At 40.3% G+C, this 23,523-nt stretch carries 15 protein-coding genes and 1 tRNA gene; 7 read left to right on the top strand and 9 right to left on the bottom strand.

All coding sequences use genetic code 11. The features are described 5' to 3' along the window. Positions 1–27 precede the first annotated feature (27 nt). The gene (locus Q4597_RS05560) at positions 28–3,186 is read right to left on the bottom strand and encodes a TAT-variant-translocated molybdopterin oxidoreductase (protein WP_303405155.1); all 3,159 of its coding nucleotides are present in this window, start codon (positions 3,184–3,186) and stop codon (positions 28–30) included. 34 nt (positions 3,187–3,220) lie between these two features. Beyond that, positions 3,221–4,588, bottom strand: coding sequence for a c-type cytochrome (locus Q4597_RS05555; protein ID WP_215912975.1), 1,368 nt, complete (start codon positions 4,586–4,588; stop codon positions 3,221–3,223). Between the two features lie 234 nt (positions 4,589–4,822). On the opposite strand from Q4597_RS05555, the gene Q4597_RS05550 reads away from it, so the two are divergent. Then, positions 4,823–5,194, top strand: a complete 372-nt coding sequence (locus Q4597_RS05550) for an SPOR domain-containing protein (protein WP_303405154.1) — start codon at positions 4,823–4,825, stop codon at positions 5,192–5,194. Positions 5,195–5,255: 61 nt separating this feature from the next. Here Q4597_RS05550 and infB read toward each other — a convergent pair whose 3' ends face one another. The 3 genes from infB to rimP all read right to left on the bottom strand — a co-directional run bounded on the left by infB (position 5,256) and on the right by rimP (position 9,954). Beyond that, positions 5,256–8,123 (bottom strand): translation initiation factor IF-2, encoded by a 2,868-nt coding sequence (gene infB, locus Q4597_RS05545; protein WP_303405153.1) that lies wholly within the window; start codon positions 8,121–8,123, stop codon positions 5,256–5,258. Between the two features lie 120 nt (positions 8,124–8,243). Beyond that, a complete protein-coding gene (nusA, locus tag Q4597_RS05540; protein WP_215438525.1) occupies positions 8,244–9,476 on the bottom strand; it encodes a transcription termination factor NusA in 1,233 nt (410 codons plus the stop codon). 16 nt (positions 9,477–9,492) lie between these two features. Beyond that, positions 9,493–9,954: a ribosome assembly cofactor RimP gene (gene rimP, locus Q4597_RS05535; RefSeq protein WP_215438526.1), complete on the bottom strand. Its 462-nt coding sequence runs from the start codon at positions 9,952–9,954 to the stop codon at positions 9,493–9,495. A 192-nt stretch (positions 9,955–10,146) separates the two neighbouring features. Between rimP and Q4597_RS05530 the strand changes: the two genes are divergently transcribed. After that, complete coding sequence (locus tag Q4597_RS05530) at positions 10,147–11,520, top strand: cation:proton antiporter (RefSeq protein ID WP_303405151.1); 1,374 nt, start codon at positions 10,147–10,149, stop codon at positions 11,518–11,520. Between the two features lie 55 nt (positions 11,521–11,575). Here the strand turns inward: Q4597_RS05530 and Q4597_RS05525 are convergent. Further along, a tRNA-Gln gene (locus Q4597_RS05525) sits at positions 11,576–11,647 on the bottom strand. Positions 11,648–11,945: 298 nt separating this feature from the next. Here Q4597_RS05525 and Q4597_RS05520 point away from each other — a divergent pair. Next, positions 11,946–15,332 (top strand): DUF2723 domain-containing protein, encoded by a 3,387-nt coding sequence (locus Q4597_RS05520; RefSeq protein WP_303405149.1) that lies wholly within the window; start codon positions 11,946–11,948, stop codon positions 15,330–15,332. Positions 15,333–15,444: 112 nt separating this feature from the next. Here the strand turns inward: Q4597_RS05520 and Q4597_RS05515 are convergent, their stop codons facing one another. From Q4597_RS05515 to Q4597_RS05505, 3 genes are all read right to left on the bottom strand, one after another. Next, a complete protein-coding gene (locus Q4597_RS05515; RefSeq protein ID WP_215438529.1) occupies positions 15,445–15,741 on the bottom strand; it encodes a co-chaperone YbbN in 297 nt (98 codons plus the stop codon). Positions 15,742–15,838: 97 nt separating this feature from the next. Then, positions 15,839–17,062 (bottom strand): metallophosphoesterase, encoded by a 1,224-nt coding sequence (locus tag Q4597_RS05510; protein ID WP_303405147.1) that lies wholly within the window; start codon positions 17,060–17,062, stop codon positions 15,839–15,841. Between the two features lie 48 nt (positions 17,063–17,110). Beyond that, complete coding sequence (locus Q4597_RS05505; RefSeq protein WP_303405146.1) at positions 17,111–17,833, bottom strand: copper homeostasis protein CutC; 723 nt, start codon at positions 17,831–17,833, stop codon at positions 17,111–17,113. A gap of 64 nt (positions 17,834–17,897) precedes the next feature. Between Q4597_RS05505 and Q4597_RS05500 the strand changes: the two genes are divergently transcribed. The 4 genes from Q4597_RS05500 to Q4597_RS05485 all read left to right on the top strand — a co-directional run bounded on the left by Q4597_RS05500 (position 17,898) and on the right by Q4597_RS05485 (position 23,354). Further along, a complete protein-coding gene (locus tag Q4597_RS05500; protein WP_303405144.1) occupies positions 17,898–18,887 on the top strand; it encodes an isoaspartyl peptidase/L-asparaginase family protein in 990 nt (329 codons plus the stop codon). 58 nt (positions 18,888–18,945) lie between these two features. Further along, positions 18,946–21,786 carry a DNA polymerase I gene (gene polA, locus Q4597_RS05495; protein ID WP_303405142.1) on the top strand — a complete coding sequence of 947 codons (2,841 nt, stop codon included), beginning with the start codon at positions 18,946–18,948 and terminating at the stop codon, positions 21,784–21,786. A 103-nt stretch (positions 21,787–21,889) separates the two neighbouring features. Continuing rightward, a complete protein-coding gene (locus Q4597_RS05490; RefSeq protein WP_303405141.1) occupies positions 21,890–22,237 on the top strand; it encodes a T9SS type A sorting domain-containing protein in 348 nt (115 codons plus the stop codon). Between the two features lie 214 nt (positions 22,238–22,451). Beyond that, positions 22,452–23,354, top strand: a complete 903-nt coding sequence (locus tag Q4597_RS05485) for a hypothetical protein (RefSeq protein WP_215912983.1) — start codon at positions 22,452–22,454, stop codon at positions 23,352–23,354. The last annotated feature ends 169 nt before the right edge of the window (positions 23,355–23,523 follow it).

Below are 23,523 nucleotides of genomic sequence, written 5' to 3'. Positions count from 1 at the left end.
ATTATAGTTGTTTACTTAAATACGGTTTTATGCTTCGTTCGTATTCCTAACCTTAACATGGTAGAATACATTTGGCTTAGTTCCCACATGCTCCAATAAATGGTACATACGATTACTTTCTGCCAATTTGGAAACTTCACTTTCCTTATCATTAACATCACCAAAGATTATAGCTCCTGTGCTACATGCAGATGAACACGCCGTTTGAAATTCCTCATCTTTAACAGGACGACCATCTCTTTTCGCATCCAAAATAGACTTCTGAGTCATCTGAATACACATAGAACATTTTTCTATAACCCCTCTTGAACGAACATTTACATCAGGATTCAATACCATTTTACCCAAGTCATTGTTCATATGGTAATCAAACTCGTCATTGTTGTTATACAAGAACCAGTTGAATCTACGAACTTTGTACGGACAGTTGTTTGCACAATATCTAGTACCCACACAACGGTTATATGCCATATGGTTTTGACCTTGGCGACTGTGAGATGTTGCCGCAACCGGACAAACAGTTTCACATGGCGCGTGGTTACAGTGCTGACACATTACAGGCTGGAATGCCACTTGAGGATTAGCCGCTGGATGCTCCAACTCACCAAAACCACCTAAAGAACCATTATCACCTGAAAGACCATCAAACTCATCCTTCTTAATATTGTCTCCCTCAAAAGTATCTTCCGAAGAATAATATCTATCGATACGCAACCAGTGCATATCCCTACTCTTTCTAACTTCTTCCTTACCTACTACAGGAACATTGTTCTCTGCATGACAAGCAATAACACATGCACCACAACCGGTACACGCATTTAAATCTATAGACATATTAAAGTGATGGCCTATAGTACGATCAAAACTATCCCACAAATCAACAGATGTAGCCGGAACCTCTTGGTGATCCAAAGAAACCACCGGAACTTCGTTCCACTCAGCGTGATCCTTTGTATTGAATATCTCCAAGGTAGTCTCCTTAATGATATCACCTCTACCCATTAAGGTCTTATGCAACTGAATACATGCAAACTCATGCATTCCCGAAGCTTTCTCAATAGTAGCTGCCTGAACATTGGTGAAATTCTGATACAACGGATAAGCATTAACACCTGTCTGCATCTCAGATTTCATTCCTACTTTTCTTCCATATCCTAATGAAAGACCAATAGAACCAATAGCTTGACCCGGCTGAATAATTACCGGAACATTATTTAGCACAACTCCATTTACGGTAACGTTGGCATAACTACCGTCCAAACCTCCATTGGCAACGTGCTCGTTTACAAAACCTAAACGCTCAGCATCTGCCTTGGAAACGGTAACATAGTTATCCCAAGAAACTCTAGTAATTGGATCAGGAAACTCCTGCAACCACGGGTTGTTAGCCTGCTGACCTGCACCCATACCCGTTTTAGAGTAAAGAGTAAGCTCAACACCGCCTCCGCTGGTAGCATTTACCAAACTATTAATAGCCGTAGCAATAGGAATACCTGCCTGAGCAGTCACTTCCTCAATTACATCGGCACTTGCCGTTTCTTTATCTTCTTCTTCGGAAACCGCATTTTCTGGATCCGCATCAGAGCTTAAAGTCATACCTGCCGCAGAATAAACACCATCATGCAATGCTTTATTCCAATCATTTCCAGCCAATATTGACTGAGACCAGGTTTCCTTTACATATTCGTAATATGTTTTATCACTACCTAACCACTTTAACAATGCAGTCTGAAACTGTCTTGTATCAAAAAGTTCTTTAATGGTAGGTTGCATCAAACTGTATTGCCCTTTCTTGATTTGGGTATCTCCCCAAGACTCCAAGAAATGATTAGCTGCTGCAGTATACTGCGCTACTTCTGTAGTTTCATTCCAATTATTGGAGAACACAACAGAAAGACCAACTTTCTCAACACCTTCTTTAAAGTCAGCCGCATTAGGAAGCGTATACATAGGGTTAACACCGTCTACGATCAACGCGCCAACTTTGCCCGCCTTCATATCCGCAATCAACTTCTGCACTGCCTTAACATTTCCTTGTCTTACATAACGAGGAGAAGCAGGATCAAAAGCCTTACTACCCAACATTTCATTAATTGCAAGAACAACCGTTTGAGCATGTATATCATCAAGACCCGTAACTACTACGGCCTTACTTTTATTCTTTCTTATATGAGCAGCCACACCATCTATGGTCTTCTGAACATTTTCAGAAAGCTCACCACCAACACTTGTACCGTTCAACTTAGCATACAACTGAGCCAAAGCTATTTTCTGTTGCATTGGCGTTAAGGGCACACGCTTATCCGCATTGGCACCACTCAAGGTCATGTTTGCCTCAAACTGTACATGACGCGACATCTTACCATTTTTAGGTACTCTACCTTTTGCATACCCCCCATCATAGCTTCCTCCTTGCCAATCTCCTAAGAAATCCGCCCCAAAAGAAACTATAAGGTCTGCCTTTTCAAAATCATAATCCGCCAAAGCACGCTCACCGTATTTAGCTTCATAAGCACTAGCTGCGGCATCTTCGGCAATAGCATCATAAACCACATGGTTTACATTACCATACTCAGCTTTTAATTCACCGATCAATCTATCCGTAGAGGGGCTAGCATATGTTTGTGTCAACAATGCGATTTGCTGACCAGAACCTTTAAGGCTTCCTAATTTTGCTTTTACAGCAGCATCCAAAACAGACCACTCAGTAGGCTCTCCATTTGCCATTGGCCCCTGTAAGCGTGTACTATCATATAAAGAAAGTACAGATGCCTGAACTCTTGCATTGGCAGATCCGGCAACCTTGGCATCTTTATTATTTTCAACCTTAATAGGACGACCTTCCCTTGTTTTAATAAGGATACTTGCAAAGTCAAAACCGTTCGCTATAGTTGTAGCATAATAATTAGCAACGCCTGGAACAATATTTTCTGGCTGAACAACATAAGGAATAGATTTATGCACAGGTCCTTCACAAGCAGCCAATGAAGCCGCTGCGGTACTAAAACCAACGTACTTAAGAAAATCCCTTCTATTTGTAGATGTAGCAGATAGACTTTCCTTATCTCCCAAAAAATCATCTACTGGAATTTGCTCAACAAACTCGTTCTGTCTTAGCGTCTCAACAATGGAATCGTTCGGATTTAATTCCGCCTCGTTCTTCCAATATTTTTTGTTTGATGCCATACTTTCTATGTAATTAGCTACTTTCTAGATTCGATTAATAATGACACTTTCCACATTCCAGCCCGCCCATTTGCGCAGCCGTCAACTTTTCAACACCATATTTCTTGGAAAGCTCGGTATGAATTTTTTCGTAGTAAGCATTACCTTCTACCTTAATTTCAGTTTCTCTATGACAGTTAACACACCATCCCATTGTTAGAGGCGAGAATTGATACATAATCTCCATTTCCTCAACAGGACCGTGACATTGCTGACACTCAATACCCGCAACACTTACGTGCTGAGAGTGATTGAAGTATGCAAAATCAGGCAAATTATGAATACGCACCCATTCTACAGGCTGACTCTCACCAGTATATTTCTGATTTTCCTCATCCCAACCTACAGCGGCATAAAGCTTTTTGATTTCTTTGTTATAATCAACACCATACTCACGCTTACCTTCTTCCAAAGTTTCATCAGCAACTTGGTAAATTGATTTATGACAGTTCATACACACGTTCAAGGAGGGAATTCCCGAAGTCTTAGAAACACGTGCAGACGAGTGACAATACTTACATTCAATTTTATTATCCCCAGCATGGATACGGTGTGAGTAATGTATTGGCTGAATTGGCTGATACCCTTGATCAACACCTACCTGCATCATCCATCCGTAAGCAAAATACGCACTACCCAACAAAAGAAAAATAACTGAAACCAATACCAAAAATTGGTTTTTAGCAAACGCTTTCCAAAGTGGCAATCTCTTCTCGGATGCTTCATTTTCCAAAACAACCCCATTAGCTTCGGCTATTCTTCTCAATGTTTTGTTCACCAAGAACAACATCACCACCAAAAGACCAAAGACGAGCGCCAAAGCACCTAGAACTATTTCATTTGAAATTCCATCGGAAGCACCACCAGAGCCACCAGCAGCTTCACCACCAGCCGCAGCCGCAGGAGCAGCGGTTTTTGGAGGAGCGGCCGTATAAGCCAAAATATTATCAATATCCTCGTTAGACAAGGTTGGAAACGGAGTCATTGCCGCCTGATTGTACTCAGCATAAATCTTATTAGCATAAGAATCACCTGAAGCGATAAGCCCAGGACTATTCTTAATCCATTGATACAACCAATCACGACTTAAACCTTCGTCATCTGACAATCTAGTCTCTACATTAGCCAGAGCTGGACCTGTCATTTTACGATTTAAAGAGTGGCAAGCTGCACAATTCTGATTGAACAACGCTTTACCTTTAGCCGGATCTCCCGCAGTATCACCAGATGCAGCAGCTTCGGAAGAAGCCCCATCTTCACTTCCACCATCTTGAGCAGATATAGAAACGGAAAATAAAAGGAAAACAAATAGAGTTAAACCTAAAACCTTAGAAATCGAATGGCGGTACGGAACCTTTTTCATATGAATCTTATTTCTATCGACATCTTGGCACGATAATTTCATTTATAGAAAACTTGTGTTATTCTTATCAGTGCTAAAATCGAAGGCAAAAATACGTAATAGACTTTATTTTGAAAATGTTAACGGATTGATAATTCCTAATTTATATCTATTCTAAATAATATGTCATCCTTTACAATGCCGAGGAATACGCTACTTTTGTATAAATTATTAAAACCCAATTATTTCACTACAATGAAGACAATTTTTGCACTCAGTTTCTCCCTTGCGTCTTTAACATTTGGATATGCCCAACAGGGCCAAATTAACATTGAACAAGAACAAAAAATCACTGATTTAATAGAAATATATAAAACCTCCAACGAAAGTTCGGAATATTACCGCATTCAAGTAGGCTTCGGCTCCTATAATAAGGCTCAAAGTATTCAAGCTAACGTTGAGCAAGATTTCCCGGACCTACCCTCAAAAATAGACTTTGATTCACCTACATACCGAGTAAGGGTAGGAAGATTCCAGAACAAGCTAGACGCCGAACGAAAGTTTAAAGAAGTCCGACAGAAATATCCGGACGCCATGTTATTAAAACCAAAAAAATCGACCCGTTAAGGTCGATTTTTTTTGCTCTATACTGTCTCATTTAACAGTGATATGTATATTCTCAAGAGGTCTATTTAGATTTTAATTTCTTCTTAACCTCTACCTCTTTGAAAGCCTCTACAATATCCCCTTCAACTATATCATTATAGTTCTTGAGCTGCAGACCACAATCATACCCTTTGGCCACTTCCTTAACATCATCTTTGAAACGTTTTAAGGATGTCAACTCTCCTGTATAAACAACTACACCATCTCGTATAAGACGTATACCTGCATTACGGAAAATCTTACCATTGGTTACCATACAACCGGCAATCGTACCAACTTTAGATATCTTAAAGGTCTCTCTAATCTCTGCGGTACCCGTAATCTCTTCTTTGATTTCAGGAGAAAGCATACCCTCCATAGCATCCTTAAGATCATTGATCGCATCATAGATAATAGAGTACATTCTAATATCAATTTCTTCCTTCTCCGCAACATCTCTTGCATTACCCATTGGCCTTACGTTAAAACCAATAATAATAGCATCGGATGCCGAAGCTAACAACACATCGGATTCGGTAATAGCGCCAACTCCTTTGTGTATAATATTCACTTGAATTTCCTCAGTAGACAATTTTTGGAACGAATCCGTTAAGGCCTCCACAGAACCATCAACATCACCCTTCAAGATAATGTTAAGTTCCTTAAAGTCACCCAAAGCAATACGTCTTCCGATTTCATCCAACGTAATGTGACGCTGTGTTCTAACAGACTGCTCACGCTGCAATTGCGAACGCTTAGTAGCAATCTGCTTAGCCTCTCTTTCATCTTCCAATACATGGAATTTATCACCTGCTTGTGGCGCTCCATCCAAACCTAGAATAGAAATTGGCGTGGCCGGACCAGCTTTTTGAACAATTTTTCCACGTTCATCCTGCATAGCCTTAACCTTACCACTATTGGTACCTGCCAATACATAATCCCCAATTTTAAGGGTTCCACCTTGTACTAATATGGTAGAAACGTAACCACGTCCCTTATCCAAAAAGGCTTCTACTACAGTACCATTGGCCATCTTATTAGGATTAGCCTTAAGCTCTAACAATTCGGCTTCAAGCAATACTTTTTCAAGCAATTCCTTTACACCTTGACCTGTCTTGGCCGAAATATCATGAGACTGTATCTTACCGCCCCAATCTTCGACCAATAAATTCATTTGAGCCAACCCATCCTTAATTTTCTCAGGGTTTGCGGTTGGCCTATCCACTTTATTTATAGCAAAAACAATTGGTACTCCAGCTGCTTGAGCGTGACTTATTGCTTCTTTTGTTTGAGGCATAATAGCATCATCCGCAGCAATAACAATAACTGCAATATCCGTTACTTGCGCACCCCTTGCTCTCATCGCGGTAAAGGCTTCGTGACCCGGTGTATCCAAGAAAGTGATTTTCTGACCACCTTCCAAGGTTACACCATACGCACCAATATGCTGTGTAATACCACCACTTTCACCTGCAATTACATTAGCTTGTCTAACATAATCCAACAAAGATGTTTTACCGTGATCCACATGCCCCATTACGGTAACAATAGGAGCTCTCGGTTCTAAATCTTCAGGAGCATCTGCCTCAACTTCTATTGATTCTTCCAGATCAGCAGTAACGAATTCAACTTCGTAACCAAACTCATCTGCAACAATAGACAAGGTTTCAGCATCAAGACGTTGGTTCATTGTAACCATAATACCAAGTGACATACAAGCCGAAATAATTTCAGTAGTACCTACACCCATCATGGTAGCAACTTCACCTACGGTTACAAACTCCGTAACCTTCAATACTTTGCTCTCTAATTCTTGCTGCTCAAGGTCTTTCTCCGTTTGTTGACGGTGTTGATCCCTCTTATCCCTTCTATATTTAGCACCTTTTCCTTTCTTAGATTTTCCTTGTAATTTCTCCAAGGTCTCTCTAATCTGTTTTTGTACATCTTCTTCAGTAGGCTCAACTTTAGGAGCACCGTATCTTGGATTTCCACCGCCGCCTTTTCTAGCCGCTGGACCTGTACCGCGTTGTCTTGGAGCATTGCTCTTATTACCGCCGCCACTACCAGGACTACTAACTATACGTCTTCTGCGTTTTTTACGATCACCGGCAGCATCACCTGTTTTAGGCTCCTCTTTTTTCTTCTTAGGCTTGTTGAACTGAGAAAGATCAATTTTAGCCGTAATCTTTGGACCGGTAAGCTTCTTATACTTTGTAGTTAAGACACCATCGTCTTTTTTCTCCTCTGAATTCTCAGAATCAGCCTCCGCTTTGGTCTCTTCTACTTTTTCAGGAGCTTTTTCTTCTACCTTAGCTTTAGGTTCTTTTAGTGCTTCCGGTTTCTTTTCCTCAAGCTTACCAACAATTTTAGGTTTCTGAAGTATGGTCCTTGTTGGTTTCTCTTCAACCTTAGGCTTCTTTTCTTCCACCTTTTTAGCCTGCTCTACTTCTTTTGGTTTTTCAACCTCAGCAACAACCTCTTTTTCAACCTTTTCTTCTTTTTCCTCTACAGGAGCAGGAGTTTCTTTAGGCTTCTTACCGGCATCCAAGTCTATTTTACCAACAGTTTTGGGACCCTGAAGCTCAACTTTACCTGTCAAAGTTTTTTCTTCTGCCGCAGCTGCACGCTTTTCTCTAGCTAAACGTCGTTCCTCTTGCTCTTGCTCCAACTGCAATCGCAAAGCCTCTTTTTCCTTACGCTTTTCTTCGCCTACTTCTTTAGAGGCGACTTTTTTGCTTTTATCGGTCTGAAATTCTCCTTGAAGCACTTCATAAACCTCATCGGAAATCTTTGTAGTAGGTCGCGCATCAATCTCATGCCCTTTAGAGGCAAGGAAATCAACCGCCCTATCCAAAGAAATATTAAACTCTTTGAGGACCTTGTTAAGCCTAATTTTTGCAATGTCTGCCATAAATACTTTCTCCTAATTCTCTTTAATCCTTGCTAATATACAGAACTCAAAAGGGTTTTACATTCCAACACATTAGCAGTATTTTCCGCTAAAGTATTAAAACCCATGACGAGTTCATAGCTAATCTTCCAATTCTTCTTTAAGAATACGCACAACTTCGGAAATAGTTTCCTCTTCCAAGTCCGTACGTTTCACCAAATCGGCTACATCTTGCTCTAAAATACTACGAGCTGTATCCAATCCTATTTTCTTGAATTCTTCTATAATCCAAGCATCAATCTCATCTGTAAACTCTGTTAACTCAACATCTTCCTCAACACCTTCTCTAAACACATCAATCTCATAACCAGTTAATTGCCCGGCCAAACGAATATTATGTCCGCCACGACCAATTGCCTTAGAAACTTCTTCCGGTCTTAAGTAAACCTGCGCCGTCATCTTCTCATCATCTAACTTCACAGAAGAAACTCTAGCCGGACTCAATGCTCTCGTCACCATTAATTGTGGGTTAGCCGTCCAATTGATAACATCAATGTTTTCATTGCCCAACTCACGAACTATACCGTGAATTCTTGACCCTTTCATACCTACACAGGCACCAACCGGATCAATACGATCATCATAAGAATCTACAGCAACCTTTGCTTTCTCACCAGGAATACGAACCGCCTTTTTAATGGTAATTAGACCATCGTAAACTTCCGGAATTTCTTGGAAAAACAATTGTTCCAAGAATTTAGGGGAGCTTCTAGACATAATAATAGTAGGCTTACTACCTTTTAGCTCCACACTTTCTATTACCCCACGAACATTATCTCCTTTTCTAAAGAAGTCAGATGGTATCTGTCTATCTTTTGGCAAAATAATCTCATTACCTTCATCGTCCAACAAAATAATTGCCTTGTGACGAATGTGGTGCACCTCTGCGGTGTAAATTTCACCCTCAAGATCTTTAAAGTGCTTGTAAATGGTTGTATTGTCGTGCTCGTGAATTTTTGAAATCAAGTTTTGACGAAGCGCCAAGATGGCCCTTCTACCTAAATCTATAAGCTTTACCTCTTCCGAAACATCTTCACCAACTTCAAAATCCGGCTCAATTTTACGCGCTTCCGAAAGTGATATCTCTTCATTTGGTTCCTCAACCTCACCATCTTCAACAACTATACGATTTCTCCAGATTTCCAAATCGCCTTTATCCGGGTTGATAATAATATCAAAATTATCATCGGAACCAAATTTCTTCTTAAGCGCACTACGGAATACATCTTCCAAAATGGCCATTAGGGTTACCCTATCTATAAATTTGTCGTCTTTAAATTCCGAAAAAGACTCAATCAGTGCAATATTTTCCATTATGCTACTATTACCTTTAAAATTTTAAAATGACTTTTGCTTCTTTTATATCAGAAAAATTGATTAGCTCCTTCTTCTGAACTGTAACTTTCCCTTTTCCAATGGGTTTGGGTTCCCGTGCTTTCCATTCAAGAACAATACCATCATGGGTAGTTTCGGTTAAATTTCCCTCATAGGTTTCCGCCTCCGTTCGTACGGCAAGCTTTCTTCCCACATTTTTATTGTACTGTCTTGGCATTACCAACGGCGATGCCGCCCCAGCAGAAGCGACCTCTAACGAAAAATCATGTTCATCACGGTCTATATTATGCTCTATGGCACGACTAATTTTCATACAGTCCTGCACGGTTACGCCTTCATCCCCATCCAAAACCACTTTAATGGTATTGTCTGCAGACATCGAAAAATCTATTAAAAATAAAGACCCATCTTCCTCTAGGGCATCTTTTAAAAGGGCTTCGACTTTACTCTTCAACATAACATTTAGAAATAAAAAAGAGGACTAAATTGTCCCCTCATGAATACTTTTATATCCTTTCAGTGTTGCAAATATACGATTTTTTTGTTTCCCGCAATATCCGATTCATTTAAAGAGTTTTATATCATATCATTTCATCTAAAATTAACGATTTAATAGTACTTTTAAAATATCCCAACCAAATTAACGACCATGGAAATACTCTCTTCTTACAATATGATTATTGGCGCTTCCGCCATAGTCATCATCTCTTTCTGGTTTAATGGCATCTCTAAAAAAACCAATATTCCGTCCGTACTTATGCTAATAGTTCTGGGTGTTGCTTTACAATTTGCCCTGAAATACATTATTGGAACCGAAATAGATTTTGAAAAAAACCTGCGCGGCACCTTAGAAATAATCGGAACGGTAGGACTGATCATGATTGTATTAGAAGCCGCCCTAGAGCTTGAACTGAAAAGAGAAAAACTCATACCCATTCTCAAATCCATGGCCATTGCCCTACTCGGGCTTGTAGCTTCCGCATGGGTAGCCGCCTTAATTCTTTACCAATTTATAGAAGGCATGACCATGCAGTCTGCCTGGCTGTACGCTACCCCTTTGTCTATTTTATCCAGCGCCATAATCATACCCAGTGTTACCGGTCTTAGAGAGGACAAAAAGGAGTTTCACATTTACGAAAGCACCTTTTCGGACATAATGGGTATCATGATGTTCTATTTTCTTACCGGAGGCTTGGATCCCGAAACTGATTCTAGCCCCGTTGCTTTTGCCGGCAATATTGTTCTGACTATTGTTATTGCCATTATTGCCAGTTACGCCCTGGTACTGATTTTCCAAAAAATAAAAAGCCAAGCCAAGCAATTTTTATTAATTGCCGTACTGCTACTATTGTACGCTATTGGCAAAAAAATGCATCTATCGTCATTGATTATAATCCTCATATTCGGGTTGGTCATTGCAAACGTTAAATTGTTCTTTCCCGGAAAGACGGCTATTTTTCTTGAAAAGGAAAAAATGCACCAAATCTATCATGAACTACACATCATAACCCTAGAAACGGCTTTTGTTGTCCGCACGTTTTTCTTCGTGATTTTTGGAGTTACCATTGTACTTGCTTCTTTAATGAGCCTAAATGTTGCTATGGTAAGCATTCTAATTATAGCCTCCATTTACGTAATCCGTTTTCTTGTTTTGCGGGTTTTTATCGGTAAAGATATCCTACCACAAGCCTTTATTGCCCCAAGGGGATTGATCACTATACTTCTTTTCTATGCCATTCCTACGGAAGCAGAGATTGCCGGTTTTGAATCGGGAATTCTTTTGTTCGTAATTATTGCCACCAGTCTGGTTATGACCTGGGCCATGATAAAGGACAAAAAGAAAATGGGTACTATGCTAGATGAGATAGATGAAGAGATTTTGGCACGGAACGAAGCGGAGGACCAACTGAACGAACATAATGAAGAAATTACGGAACAGGAAGCAAGCAATGAAAACCTAGATACGGAAGACAACCCTCCCGAGTATCCCGAAGATACGGAACCTGACGATCGCCCCATATAAAGAACTCCAACAAAAAAAAGCCCGATACTTTTCCGTATCGGGCTTTTTAACTCTGTTGGCCTACTAGGACTCGAACCTAGAACGACTGGACCAAAACCAGCTGTGTTGCCAATTACACCATAGGCCATTACCGTAATTTCTGCCGAAACAAGTTCAGCATTTGAGCGTGCAAATTTAAAACAAAGTTTGGTTTGCACAAACATTTTCTGCTACAATAATTCCAAATCTACACAACTTACAGATTTTCAGCACCATAAAATTAATAATTTGATTCATTTTTATACGCTTAACCACCGCCAACAAGCCTTTGACTACAATTCTTTCTATACTCACCTTACAAATAGCTTGTTAAAGGTTTATCAAAAATGACCTTCCATATCTATATTAATTAGTAAATTCGCCGCATTGGTTAAACCACGTAGTACATGTTTTCAAAGAACTTCGAAAAATGGGACAATCTTCTTGGATGGTCCGTCTTTTTTATTGCCCTAATTACTTACGCAATAACCGTTGAACCCACGAACAGTTTTTGGGATGCCGGTGAATACATTGCCACATCTGCAAAACTCCAAGTGGGCCACCCTCCCGGAGCACCACTGCTCCAAATGATCGGGGCCTTTTTTGCCATGTTCGCTTTTGAACCTGACCAAGTGGCCCGTATGGTAAATTACGTTTCTGGTGTTTCCAGTGCATTTACCATCCTGTTTATGTTTTGGACCATTACCAACCTTACCCAAAAACTCATAAAACAAAAAGATGATGTTATAACCAACAGCAAGGCCATTGCTATTTTTGGCTCTGGAATTGTTGGCTCCCTTGCTTTTACTTTTTCGGATAGCTTTTGGTTCAACGCAGTAGAGACCGAGGTATATTCCACAGCAAGTCTCCTAATGGCATTATTACTTTGGCTTGGCCTAAAGTGGACGGACGACCTTGAAAACCCAAGAGGAAACAAATGGATCGTGCTTATCTCATTTGTGGTTGGCCTTACTTTTGGGGTTCAGTTCATGGGCTTCTTGGCTATACCGTCAATAGGTTTACTCTACTATTTCAAAACATACAAAAAAACAACTATAAAGAACTTTTTGTTGGCCAATATTGCTGTGATTGCAGTATTGATGCTGGTTTACAAATTCTCTTTAACCTATGTTCTTAAACTTTTTGGTTGGAGCGAAGTATTTTTCATTAATAGTATTGGCCTTCCGTTTAATTCGGGTACCATCATTATGGGGCTCATATTCATTGGCGCATTCTATTTTGCACTTAACTACACTAGAAAGAACAGTTACAAAACGGCCAACACCATTGTTCTATGCTTAATGTTCCTATTTTTAGGTTTCTCTTCATGGATGATGCTTCCTATTCGCGCAAATGCAAGAGTGGTCATCAACGAAAACAATCCGGAAGATGCCCGTGCTTTATTGGCCTATTATAACCGTGAGCAGTACCCCGGTGTTGATAGTCCGTTTTACGGGACCTATTACTCCAACACTTTTGGGGTTGGTGGTGAGGACAAAGACGAAGCACCTAAATACGAAAAGGACGAAAAGCTAGGGAAATATGTAATCGTAAATTATTACAAAGGCGCCGTACCTGGAGACGACCCTAAACATATAGGCTTCTTACCAAGAATGTGGAGCGGTCAGAACGCAGAAAACTACATGCGCTATTTTGGGCCCTTGGATTTTAAGATGACACAATCCAACGAGGAGTTGAGAAAAGCGGTTACCCAAGTAAAAGAAGGCTTTGCCAATGGCGAAATAGATGCCGAACAATACATTAGTTTCCTAAGAAGGTTTGGTGATTATATTGAGGTTCAACCACCATCCGTTTGGCAGAACATTAAATACATGGTACAGTTTCAATTCGGATACATGTACTGGCGTTACTTTATGTGGAATTTCTCCGGGAAGAACAATGATGTTCAGGGCCGTTATAACGGAAACGGAGAATGGCTAAGTGGTATTGGGTTAGTTGATAGTCCACGTCTAGGAAGTCAAAGCAATCTTCCGGACGAAGTTAAGAACGACAAGGCCCGAAACACCTATTTCTTACTCCCCCTAATTCTAGGTATAGTTGGTATATTGTTTCAAATAAGTAAAAACCCAAAACAGTTCTGGGTACTTTTAATCTTCTTTTTGTTCACAGGTTTGGCTATTCAGTTTTACACCAATCCATATATTTTTCAACCTCGTGAAAGAGACTACTCCCTTGTAGGTTCGTTCTATATCTTTGGAATATGGATAGGCCTTGGCGTATACGGACTTTTTGATGAACTCAAGAAGTACCTCACCCCTAAAATACTGGCTCCGGCCGTAACCGTTATTTGTCTTTTAGCGGTTCCTACGGTTATGGCAGTACAAAACTGGGATGACCATGACCGATCTAATCGGTTTACCGCAAATTCATCGGCAAAAGCCTATCTAGACTCCTGCCAAGAAGATGCAGGGGCCATACTCTTTACCATTGGGGATAATGATACCTTCCCGTTATGGTACGCCCAAGAAATAGAAGGCTACCGTACCGATGTTCGTATTGTCTGTACCAGCCTTTTTGAAACGGATTGGTATATTGACCAAATGAAGAGAAAGGCATACGAAAGTGAAGCCATACCATCACAAATTGCCCATGAGAAGTATCGCTGGGGAACTCGTGATGTGCTATACTACCAAACCGTAGACCCACTTTTCAACAAGAAAATATCAGAAAGCCGTTGGTCCATTCAAGATTTTATAAAGTGGGTAGATAGTGACAACCCACAAACAAAGCTGAAGTACATCCTTGAAAGACAGGAGAATATTGATATAGATGCTTATTCTGAAAGCAGCCAAAATATCGTGTACTACCCTACCAACAAATTACGCATACCGGTAAACAAGAAAAACGTCTTGGAAACAGGTCTGGTAAAAGAAAAGGATTCGGCCTTGATCGTAGATTATATTGATATAGACCTTCCAAAAAGTGCCATTACCAAGAAAAGCATGATGATGTTGGATATTATTGCCAACAATGACTGGAAACGCCCTATCTATTTTTCAGGAGGAAGTTTTGATGATGCCGAATTTATTTGGATGAAAGACTATTTGCAATTAGATGGAATGGCGTACAAATTAGTACCCATCAAGACCGAACGCAGAAACTCTTTTGAAATGGGACGAATTGATTCCGACCTGATGTACGATGTAGTTATGAATTGGGACTGGGGCAACTCTGGAAGCTCGGACATCTACCATGACCCCCAAACCCGTATTCAAGGCTTGTCTTACCGGAGTAACTTAGCAAGACTTTTAGAACAATTGCTAAAAGAAGACAAAATAGAAAAGGCCAAGGATATTATAGACCTTACTATAAAAAACCTTCCTGTTGAATACTTTGGCTACTATACTTTTGTTGAGCCTTTTGTAGATGGATATTACAAAGTAGGCGAAACAGCCAAAGCTCGCGAACTTTTCGGAAAATTGAAATATATTTATCAAGACCGTCTGGAATATTATGCCAGCATACCTCTTGAAGAGCAATATGACAAGATAGACGATATCATTGCCGATATGGAAGGGTACCGTAGAAATATTGATATTCTGATCGGAAACAACGACCGTGAAATGGCAGAAAAGGAAACTCTAATATTCAATGAATATATAGATAAGTTTCAGCATTTCTACAGGGACAATATTTTACAAGAAGATGATTTAGAACCTGGTCAGAATCCTGACTTAGAGGATACCGTTCCTGTTTCTGACACTACGGCAATAGACGCAGCTACGGCAGGAGAAAACCCTGTGGACACTACATTAGTCCCGGTCACTAACTAAGTTAGCTTACTCTATACAGAAATAAAAAAATGCCCTTCATTGCTAAAGGGCATTTTTTTATTATTCCATCTATACCGCTCAAAAAAAAAAGCGCTTTAGCAGTAAGTGCTTATTATAGGTATTCGTTTAGGATTCCAATAAGTGTATTGGCATCTTGCTCACCACTTTGGCGCCATACCATTTCACCCTTTTTATAGATCATAAGTGTAGGAAGCCCTTTAACACGAAGTGCCTGAGCAAGCTCTTTATTTTTATCTACATCGATCTTAATAACCTTGCCTTTATCACCCAAAGCCGCGGCTACATCACGCAAAACGGCGTGCATCGCATTCGATTGCTCGTTCCAATCCGCATAAAAATCCAAAAGAACAGGGATTCTTAAATCTATAAGTTCACCAAACTTTGACATACGTAGTTCATTGGGTTAGGAGCCAAATGTAAGAAAAAATGTTAAATTGCCACCTATACCCCCAATTTTATAGACTTTAGGTGGCGTTAAAATCGTGTTAAGCTTTCTTTTTAAGCGTGATTACGGTTATTTCAGGCCAAATTCCTACCCTACCCGGATACCCTAAAAAACCAAAACCCCTATTCACGTTTATATATTGCCCAAGCTCTTTATAGATGCCCGCCCAGTATTTATAGCGCCATTTTACAGGACTCCACTTGATCCAACCAGGAATTTCTATACCAAACTGCATTCCGTGTGTGTGGCCACTTAAGGTAAGGTGATAATGGTACGCATCGTGCAAAACCACATCTTCCCAATGAGAAGGGTCATGGCTCATGAGTATCTTAAAATCATCTTTATCTACATTGGCTACTGCTTTTTTAAGGTCTCCAGCTTTTTTAAAACCACCACGTCCCCAGTTTTCAACCCCAACCAAGGCAATCTTATCGGCTCCTTTTTGTAAAAACCGATTTTCATTCAACAATAGATCAAAACCCATGTTTCTTTGTAGGTTCTTTAAATCCTCCAAATTCTGATGTTTGGCTTCTTCCGTTTCCCAAGCTACATAATCGCCATAGTCATGATTTCCCAAGACTGAGAACTTACCGTCCTTGGCTTCAAGAGTGGTAAAAAGTTCTGCCCACGGCTCCATTTCGGTAGCCATGTTATTCACCATATCACCTGTAAAAAGGATAACATCGCTATTTTGTTTATTAATCAGGTCTACAGCATACTCTATCTTCTTCCTATCATCAAAACTACCACTATGCACATCGGATATCTGAGTGATTTGATAATCATGGAACCCAGCGGGCAAATCATCAAACTCCAAAGTATACCTCAATACTTTAAAATTGTACTTCCCCTTATACATTCCGTAGAGCAATGCGCCAAAAGGAATAGCCGCCAAGCCTAGACCCAATATGCTCAAAAATTTTCTGCGTTCTGGCAAGGTAAACTCTTTAGACTGACCAAAAAACTTTTGATACCCACTAGATATGACCCTAAAAATATCTTCGGAAAAAAGAAAAAGAATAGTCACCAACTGAAAGGCCAATACGGTCAATAAAAACCCAAAAGCATAGCTTTTAGACCTGCTCAGGACCCTACCCTCCTCTTCACCTAATGTAAATTGATAAATAAAATTACCCAGTACCAATACGGCTATCGCAATAAAGAGATAGTACACCCAAGGGTATCTGGTTACGGTTTTCAAGGCCTGTAAAGTATAGAGGCCCATAACAATATAAACGGCAATAAAAATAATCCAACGTAGCATAGCTACAAAGATATTTTAAACTGAGACGGGTATTGCCTCATTTAGATTTTATTTAACCCTATTTACGATAGTTGCAATTGTACCTGAGTGGGTTACGGTAATTTCAGAATCGCTTAAAAACGATGGAGAATTCATTGGTACCCGGTCCGTTTCGGGCAATGTTCTTAACAGTTTAGTACCCGAAAGGTGAATCGCCTTAAATCCGGACGCCTTAAAACCCATTACATTATCCGGCCTAACACCACCTCCCGGCATAATGGTACAGGTTGTAGATTTTTCACGAAGCCCCTTCAAGAGCTCCAGCCCTTCAGGAGCAGATTTCCGCTGTCCTGAAGTTAATATATAATCTACACCCAAATCTTCCAGTTGTGCTAGTGCGACTATTGGGTTTTTCACCCAATCGAAAGCGCGGTGAAACGTAAACTTCAAACCTACTGAAGCTTCAATCAACTCTCGGGTTCTGTCCCTGTCTACTGTAAAATCAGGATTTAAAACACCGGAAACGACGCCTTCAAACCCCAGATCAACACATAATTGAATATCCCGCATCATAATTTTTAATACATCGGGGGTATAGGTAAAATCACCGCTTCTAGGGCGAATCAATACATGAACGGGAATAGAAATTTGCTCACGAACGCTTTTCAACAGTCCGTATGAGGGGGTAATTCCTCCTACGGCAAGTTCAGAACAAAGTTCTATGCGATGCGCACCACCCTTTTGGGCATTTAATGCAGATTGCAATGAATTGGCACAGACTTCTACTAGCATTTTACTTATATTTAATGCCCAAGTGGCATTTTAAAACTACACCTAAAATAGAAATCTTAAACCCATGCAAAGAAGAAAGTTCCTAAAAAATTCAACTGCCGCCACGGCCGGTTTAATTTCAGCCCCTTTAATGGCTGGCAAAACTCCCCCGCCTACAGACCGGGTTACAGATAATTCCGCAGCTATAAAGCCTATAGTTATATGTACTTGGGATTTTCATAAAGCTTCCTCCAAAGCATGGGAAGTCTTAAAAGAAGGCGGTACTTCTCTTGATGCCGTAACCCAAGGTGTAATGGTTGAAGAAAACGATGTAAACAACCAGACGGTGGGTGTTGGTGGCAGACCCGACCGAGACGGAAATGTTACTTTGGACTCCTGTATTATGGATAAAGATGGGAATTGCGGTGCGGTACTGGCCATGGAAAATATTGCAAATCCTATTTTGGTTGCACGTAAAGTAATGGAAGAAACACCCCATGTTATGCTTGCCGGAAAAGGAGCTGAGCAATTTGCTTACGAAATGGGATTCAAGAAAACCAACCTCCTTACCGAAAAATCAAAGCAAGAGTGGATGGAATGGAAGAAAACCTCGCAATACAAGCCTATTATAAATATTGAAAACCATGACACCATTGGCATGCTTGCCATAGATGCCAACGGCGATATTTCAGGAGCTTGTACCACAAGTGGCATGGGTTACAAAATGGCGGGTCGTGTTGGCGACTCTCCAATTATTGGCGCCGGGCTGTTTGTTGATAATGAGATTGGCGGAGCCACAGCAACAGGCGTTGGCGAAGAGGTAGTTCGTACGGTAGGCAGCTTTCTTATCGTGGAATTAATGCGTCAAGGAAAATCTCCCCAGGAAGCTTGTAAAGAAGGTGTTGAGCGAATCATGGCCAAAAATAAAGGTCGGAATGATTTTCAAATCGGTTTTATAGCCGTTAACAAAGCAGGCGAAACCGGAAGTTATTGCATTCACCCGGGATTTACCTATCGGTCTTATTCTGAAGCTGGACATGTAAATAATCCATCGGAAACTTATATCAAATCTTAAAACACTTAAAAGAATTCAAAAACTTGATTAGCTTTGAATCCTTTTGAAAAACTATAAAATGCCAGAACAAAAACGACTCTTCTTACTAGACGCCTACGCACTAATTTTTCGTGGATATTATGCACTTATAAAAAACCCGAGAATCAACTCCAAGGGCATGGACACCTCTGCCATTATGGGATTCATGAATTCACTTTTTGATGTAATCAAACGTGAAAAACCAGACCATTTGGCCGTTTGTTTTGACAAAGGTGGAAGTGCTGAGCGCACCGAACTGTTCCCCGAGTACAAAGCCAATAGAGATGAAACCCCCGATGCTATTCGTACTGCCATCCCTTATATCCAAGACATTCTTAAGGCAATGCACATACCTTCTGTAATTCTTGAAGGTTGGGAAGCGGACGATATTATTGGAACTCTTGCAAAACAAGCCGAAAAAGAAGATTACAAGGTATTCATGGTTACACCGGATAAGGATTTTGGCCAGCTGGTCTCCGAAAATATTTTTATGTACCGCCCTGCAAGAATGGGTAACGGAATAGAAATTTGGGGCATTCCCGAAATACAAAAACGTTTTGGAGTTGAACGGCCAGAACAGGTCATAGACTACCTAGGAATGATGGGTGATGCCAGTGACAACATACCCGGACTACCTGGCGTTGGAGACAAAACCGCAAAAAAATTCATTGAGCAATTTGGTTCTATGGAAGGCCTTTTAGAAAACACAGATAAGCTAAAAGGTAAAATGAAAGAAAAGGTAGAGGCGAACAAAGAGCTCGGGCTACTTTCAAAAAAACTGGCTACCATCTGTATAGATTGCGATGTTACTTTTAACGCAGAAGACTATGAGCTCTCCGTCCCCGACAGTGAAAAAGTACAAGAGATTTTTGAGGAACTGGAATTTAGAAGGTTAAAAGACCAGTTTATCAAAATATTCTCTGGAGAAACAGAACCCCAAACCCAAGTAAGCAATACCGAATCGGCAAAAAAACAGTCAACATCTTCCTCATCTGCCGGAAGCGGGCAATTTTCTTTGTTTGGCGGTGACGGAGCGTCTGCAGCAACCATAGCGGACAGCTCTAGCAGAAAAACCATTAAGGATATTCCCCATGTTTACCAAAGCGTGGCACCGGGTATGGCCATGAAGCTATTTGTCCAAAACCTAATGAAACAGACCTCTGTTTGTTTTGATACGGAAACTACATCGTTAAATCCGTTAGAAGCCCAGCTTGTAGGTATCGCATTTTCGTGGGAAGCCACTAAAGGATACTATATTCCATTCCCCGAAAACAAAGAGGAAGCACAGGAACTTATAGAAATCCTACGCCCCTTCTTTGAATCGGAAACCATTGAAAAAATAGGTCAAAACCTTAAATATGACATTAAGGTGTTGAACAAGTATAACATTAAGGTTAAAGGCATGTTCTTTGACACCATGTTGGCGCACTACCTTATAAACCCGGATATGCGACATAATATGGATGTGCTTTCCGAAACCTATTTGAACTACACCCCTATTTCCATTACTGAGCTTATAGGCAAGAAAGGAAAAAATCAGCTAAACATGCGCGATGTTCCTTTGGAAAAGCAAACGGAATATGCTGTAGAGGATGCAGACATTACTTTTCAATTGGCACAGCATTTTAGACCGGAACTGGCCGAGGCCAAAACCGATATTCTTTTTAAAGATATTGAAGTTCCGCTACTACGTGTTCTGGCCGACATGGAACTGGAAGGCATCAACCTGGACAAGAAATTTTTGAACAGCCTTTCTGAAGACCTGAACAACGATATTAAAAATCTTGAAGAAAAAATTTACGAAGCTGCAGGAGAAGAATTCAACATTGGTTCACCAAAGCAACTAGGTGAAATTCTCTTCAGTAAAATGAAATTGGTAGACAAACCTAAAAAAACAAAGACAGGTCAATTCTCTACCGCGGAGGATGTTCTTTCCTATTTGGCCAAGGACCATGAAATTATTCAAAACGTATTGGATTACCGTGGGTTGGCAAAACTTAAAAGCACCTACGTTGATGCTTTACCGGAACAAGTAGAACCCACAACGGGAAGAGTCCACACAGATTATATGCAAACCGTTGCAGCTACTGGCCGTTTGAGCAGTAATAATCCTAATTTACAGAACATCCCTATCCGTACGGAAAGAGGCCGCCAAGTTCGTAAAGCATTCGTACCCCGCAACGAAGACTACATTTTATTGGCTGCGGATTATTCTCAGATAGAACTGCGCATCATTGCCGCGTTGAGCGAAGAGACTACGATGATAGAAGCGTTTAAGCACGGAGAAGACATTCATGCTTCCACGGCATCAAAAGTATTCAATGTACCTATTGAAGAAGTAACCCGTGAGCAAAGAAGCAATGCCAAAACCGTTAATTTTGGGATTATTTACGGGGTTTCCGCTTTTGGATTGAGCAACCAAACCGATTTATCCCGTTCCGAAGCCAAAGAACTGATAGACACCTATTACAAAACCTACCCAAAGCTAAGAAATTACATGAGCGAGCAGGTAGATTTTGCCCGTGACAATGGCTATGTACAAACAGTCTTGGGACGAAGACGTTATTTAAAAGATATCAACGGAAGTAATGCCATTGTACGTGGGGCTGCAGAGCGTAACGCCGTTAATGCCCCTATTCAAGGTAGCGCTGCAGATATTATTAAAATTGCCATGATCAACATTCACAAGAAATTATCGGAAGGCAACTACAAATCCAAAATGCTCTTACAGGTACATGATGAATTGGTATTTGATATCTACAAACCGGAATTGGATGAATTAAGCGGATTGATAAAATCCGAAATGGAGAACGCCTACAAACTAGAGGTACCGCTAGATGTAGAAGTTGGCCTTGGCCAAGATTGGCTGGAGGCGCATTAGACATACAAAACCTGCCCTTTCACAACATTTTTTCGTGTAAAGGGCTTTTCAGTTTTACTTTTACAGTCCTATTCCAAATACAATAGGCCAAGTTAAATTTAAAATGAAAACTTTAGCGACCCTTTTTACCATTCTCTTTTTAGTGTGCAATAGCCATGCGCAAGATACACCAATGCACAAAACTGGCCATAGCACGAACATAACCACCAAAAAGAAAGTAAAGGTCTTTCCTAACCCCGCTAGCAACGTAGTTAATATTTTAGGTTTAAAGAATACCGCAAAGGCTAATATATCCGTCATGGATATTTATGGAAATACCGTATTATCCCATCAATGGGAAATCCGAAGAAATGCCATTAGCATACCTGTGTCCTCTCTAGAGACCGGGGCTTATATTATTAATGTACACTCTAACGAAGAAAAGATCTGCACTAAATTCTACAAGCAATAATCATTTAAAGATTTTGTTTTCTTTTCAGTACGGAATTATACTCTTACTTCAATCGCTCTGGACACTTCTCCCGCCTTTAAATCAACTACTTAATATCATCTAAGACATTACATATACCCCACTACTCCTATAGGTCAAACTAAATTTTAACATTTAATATGTAAGGCAAACATAAAGTGCCGTACAAAACTGTAAATTTTAGAACCCTATAACTATGAAAAACAGAATTACAGTTTTACTCCAGATTTTTATCGCAACCTTGCTTTTTACAAGTAATCTGAACGCTCAAGGCCCTATTGATGGTTTCTTTAGCAAGAAAGGAAAAACAAGTATTTCCTTATCCTATTTATCAGGTAATTATGATAAGTTCTATGTAGGTGGCCAAGAGGTAAGTCCTGTGCCCGCACATAATGAAATAGACCAGACCATCTATAGCCTACATGCCACTTACGCCGTTACGGACAATTTAACCGCAATTGCAAATTTACCATACATAAAAAAAGAGGGTAACGGTGTAGCTGACCCAATCAACGGCACAACAGAGCAGTCAGATTTTCAGGACCTTAGTATCTTCTTAAAATGGGCTCCATTTACCAAAAACCTAGAGAATGGATCAATGACCTATATTGTCGCCTTAGGCGGGTCCGTACCCTTAGGTTATGAACCTAGCGGAATCTTATCATTGGGATCCGGCGCACCAGGTATAGATGCCAAAGTAGGCTTACAATACAAGAACAATAACGGCTTTTTTGCCATGGTCATGGGAGGCTATGGACATAGAGGCAAAGCAGACAACAATTTTAGCTTGGGTAACGGTAGTGATTTTGACGCTCCTGATGTGGTTAATGCAGTCTTAAAGTTAGGTTATGCCGGTAAGCATTTTTACCTAGACGCATTCCTAGATTCACAATCGTCATTGAACGGGGTTGACATAATGGGTCCCGGTTTTGCCGGAAATTTTCCGGAAACAATCGTGAACTACTCAAAACTGGGAGGAACCGTTTTTGTTCCCTTTACAAAATTTATTGGAGCTAATATTGGAGGCGCTACAATTATAGATGGGAGAAATATTGGCAAAAACAAATATTACAATGTTGGATTAACCTTAAATTTGTAAATCCAACACCCTAAATCGGGTAACTTGCCAAAGTACTCCTTAAAAAAAAACAGATTCTTGAACACCTAGGATCTGTTTTTTTGTCATAAAAATGATTAAGAAATTGAAAAAGAGTGTTTTTAACTAAAAATATTCCGAAAACAGCGCTTGTTTTTCAATAGAATTAGTG

This window comes from Zobellia sp. 1_MG-2023, from assembly GCF_030549125.1.
Classification (GTDB): Bacteria; Bacteroidota; Bacteroidia; order Flavobacteriales; family Flavobacteriaceae; genus Zobellia; species Zobellia russellii.
Note: the sequence above shows the minus strand (reverse complement) of the source record. Positions and strands in the feature narration are given on the sequence as shown.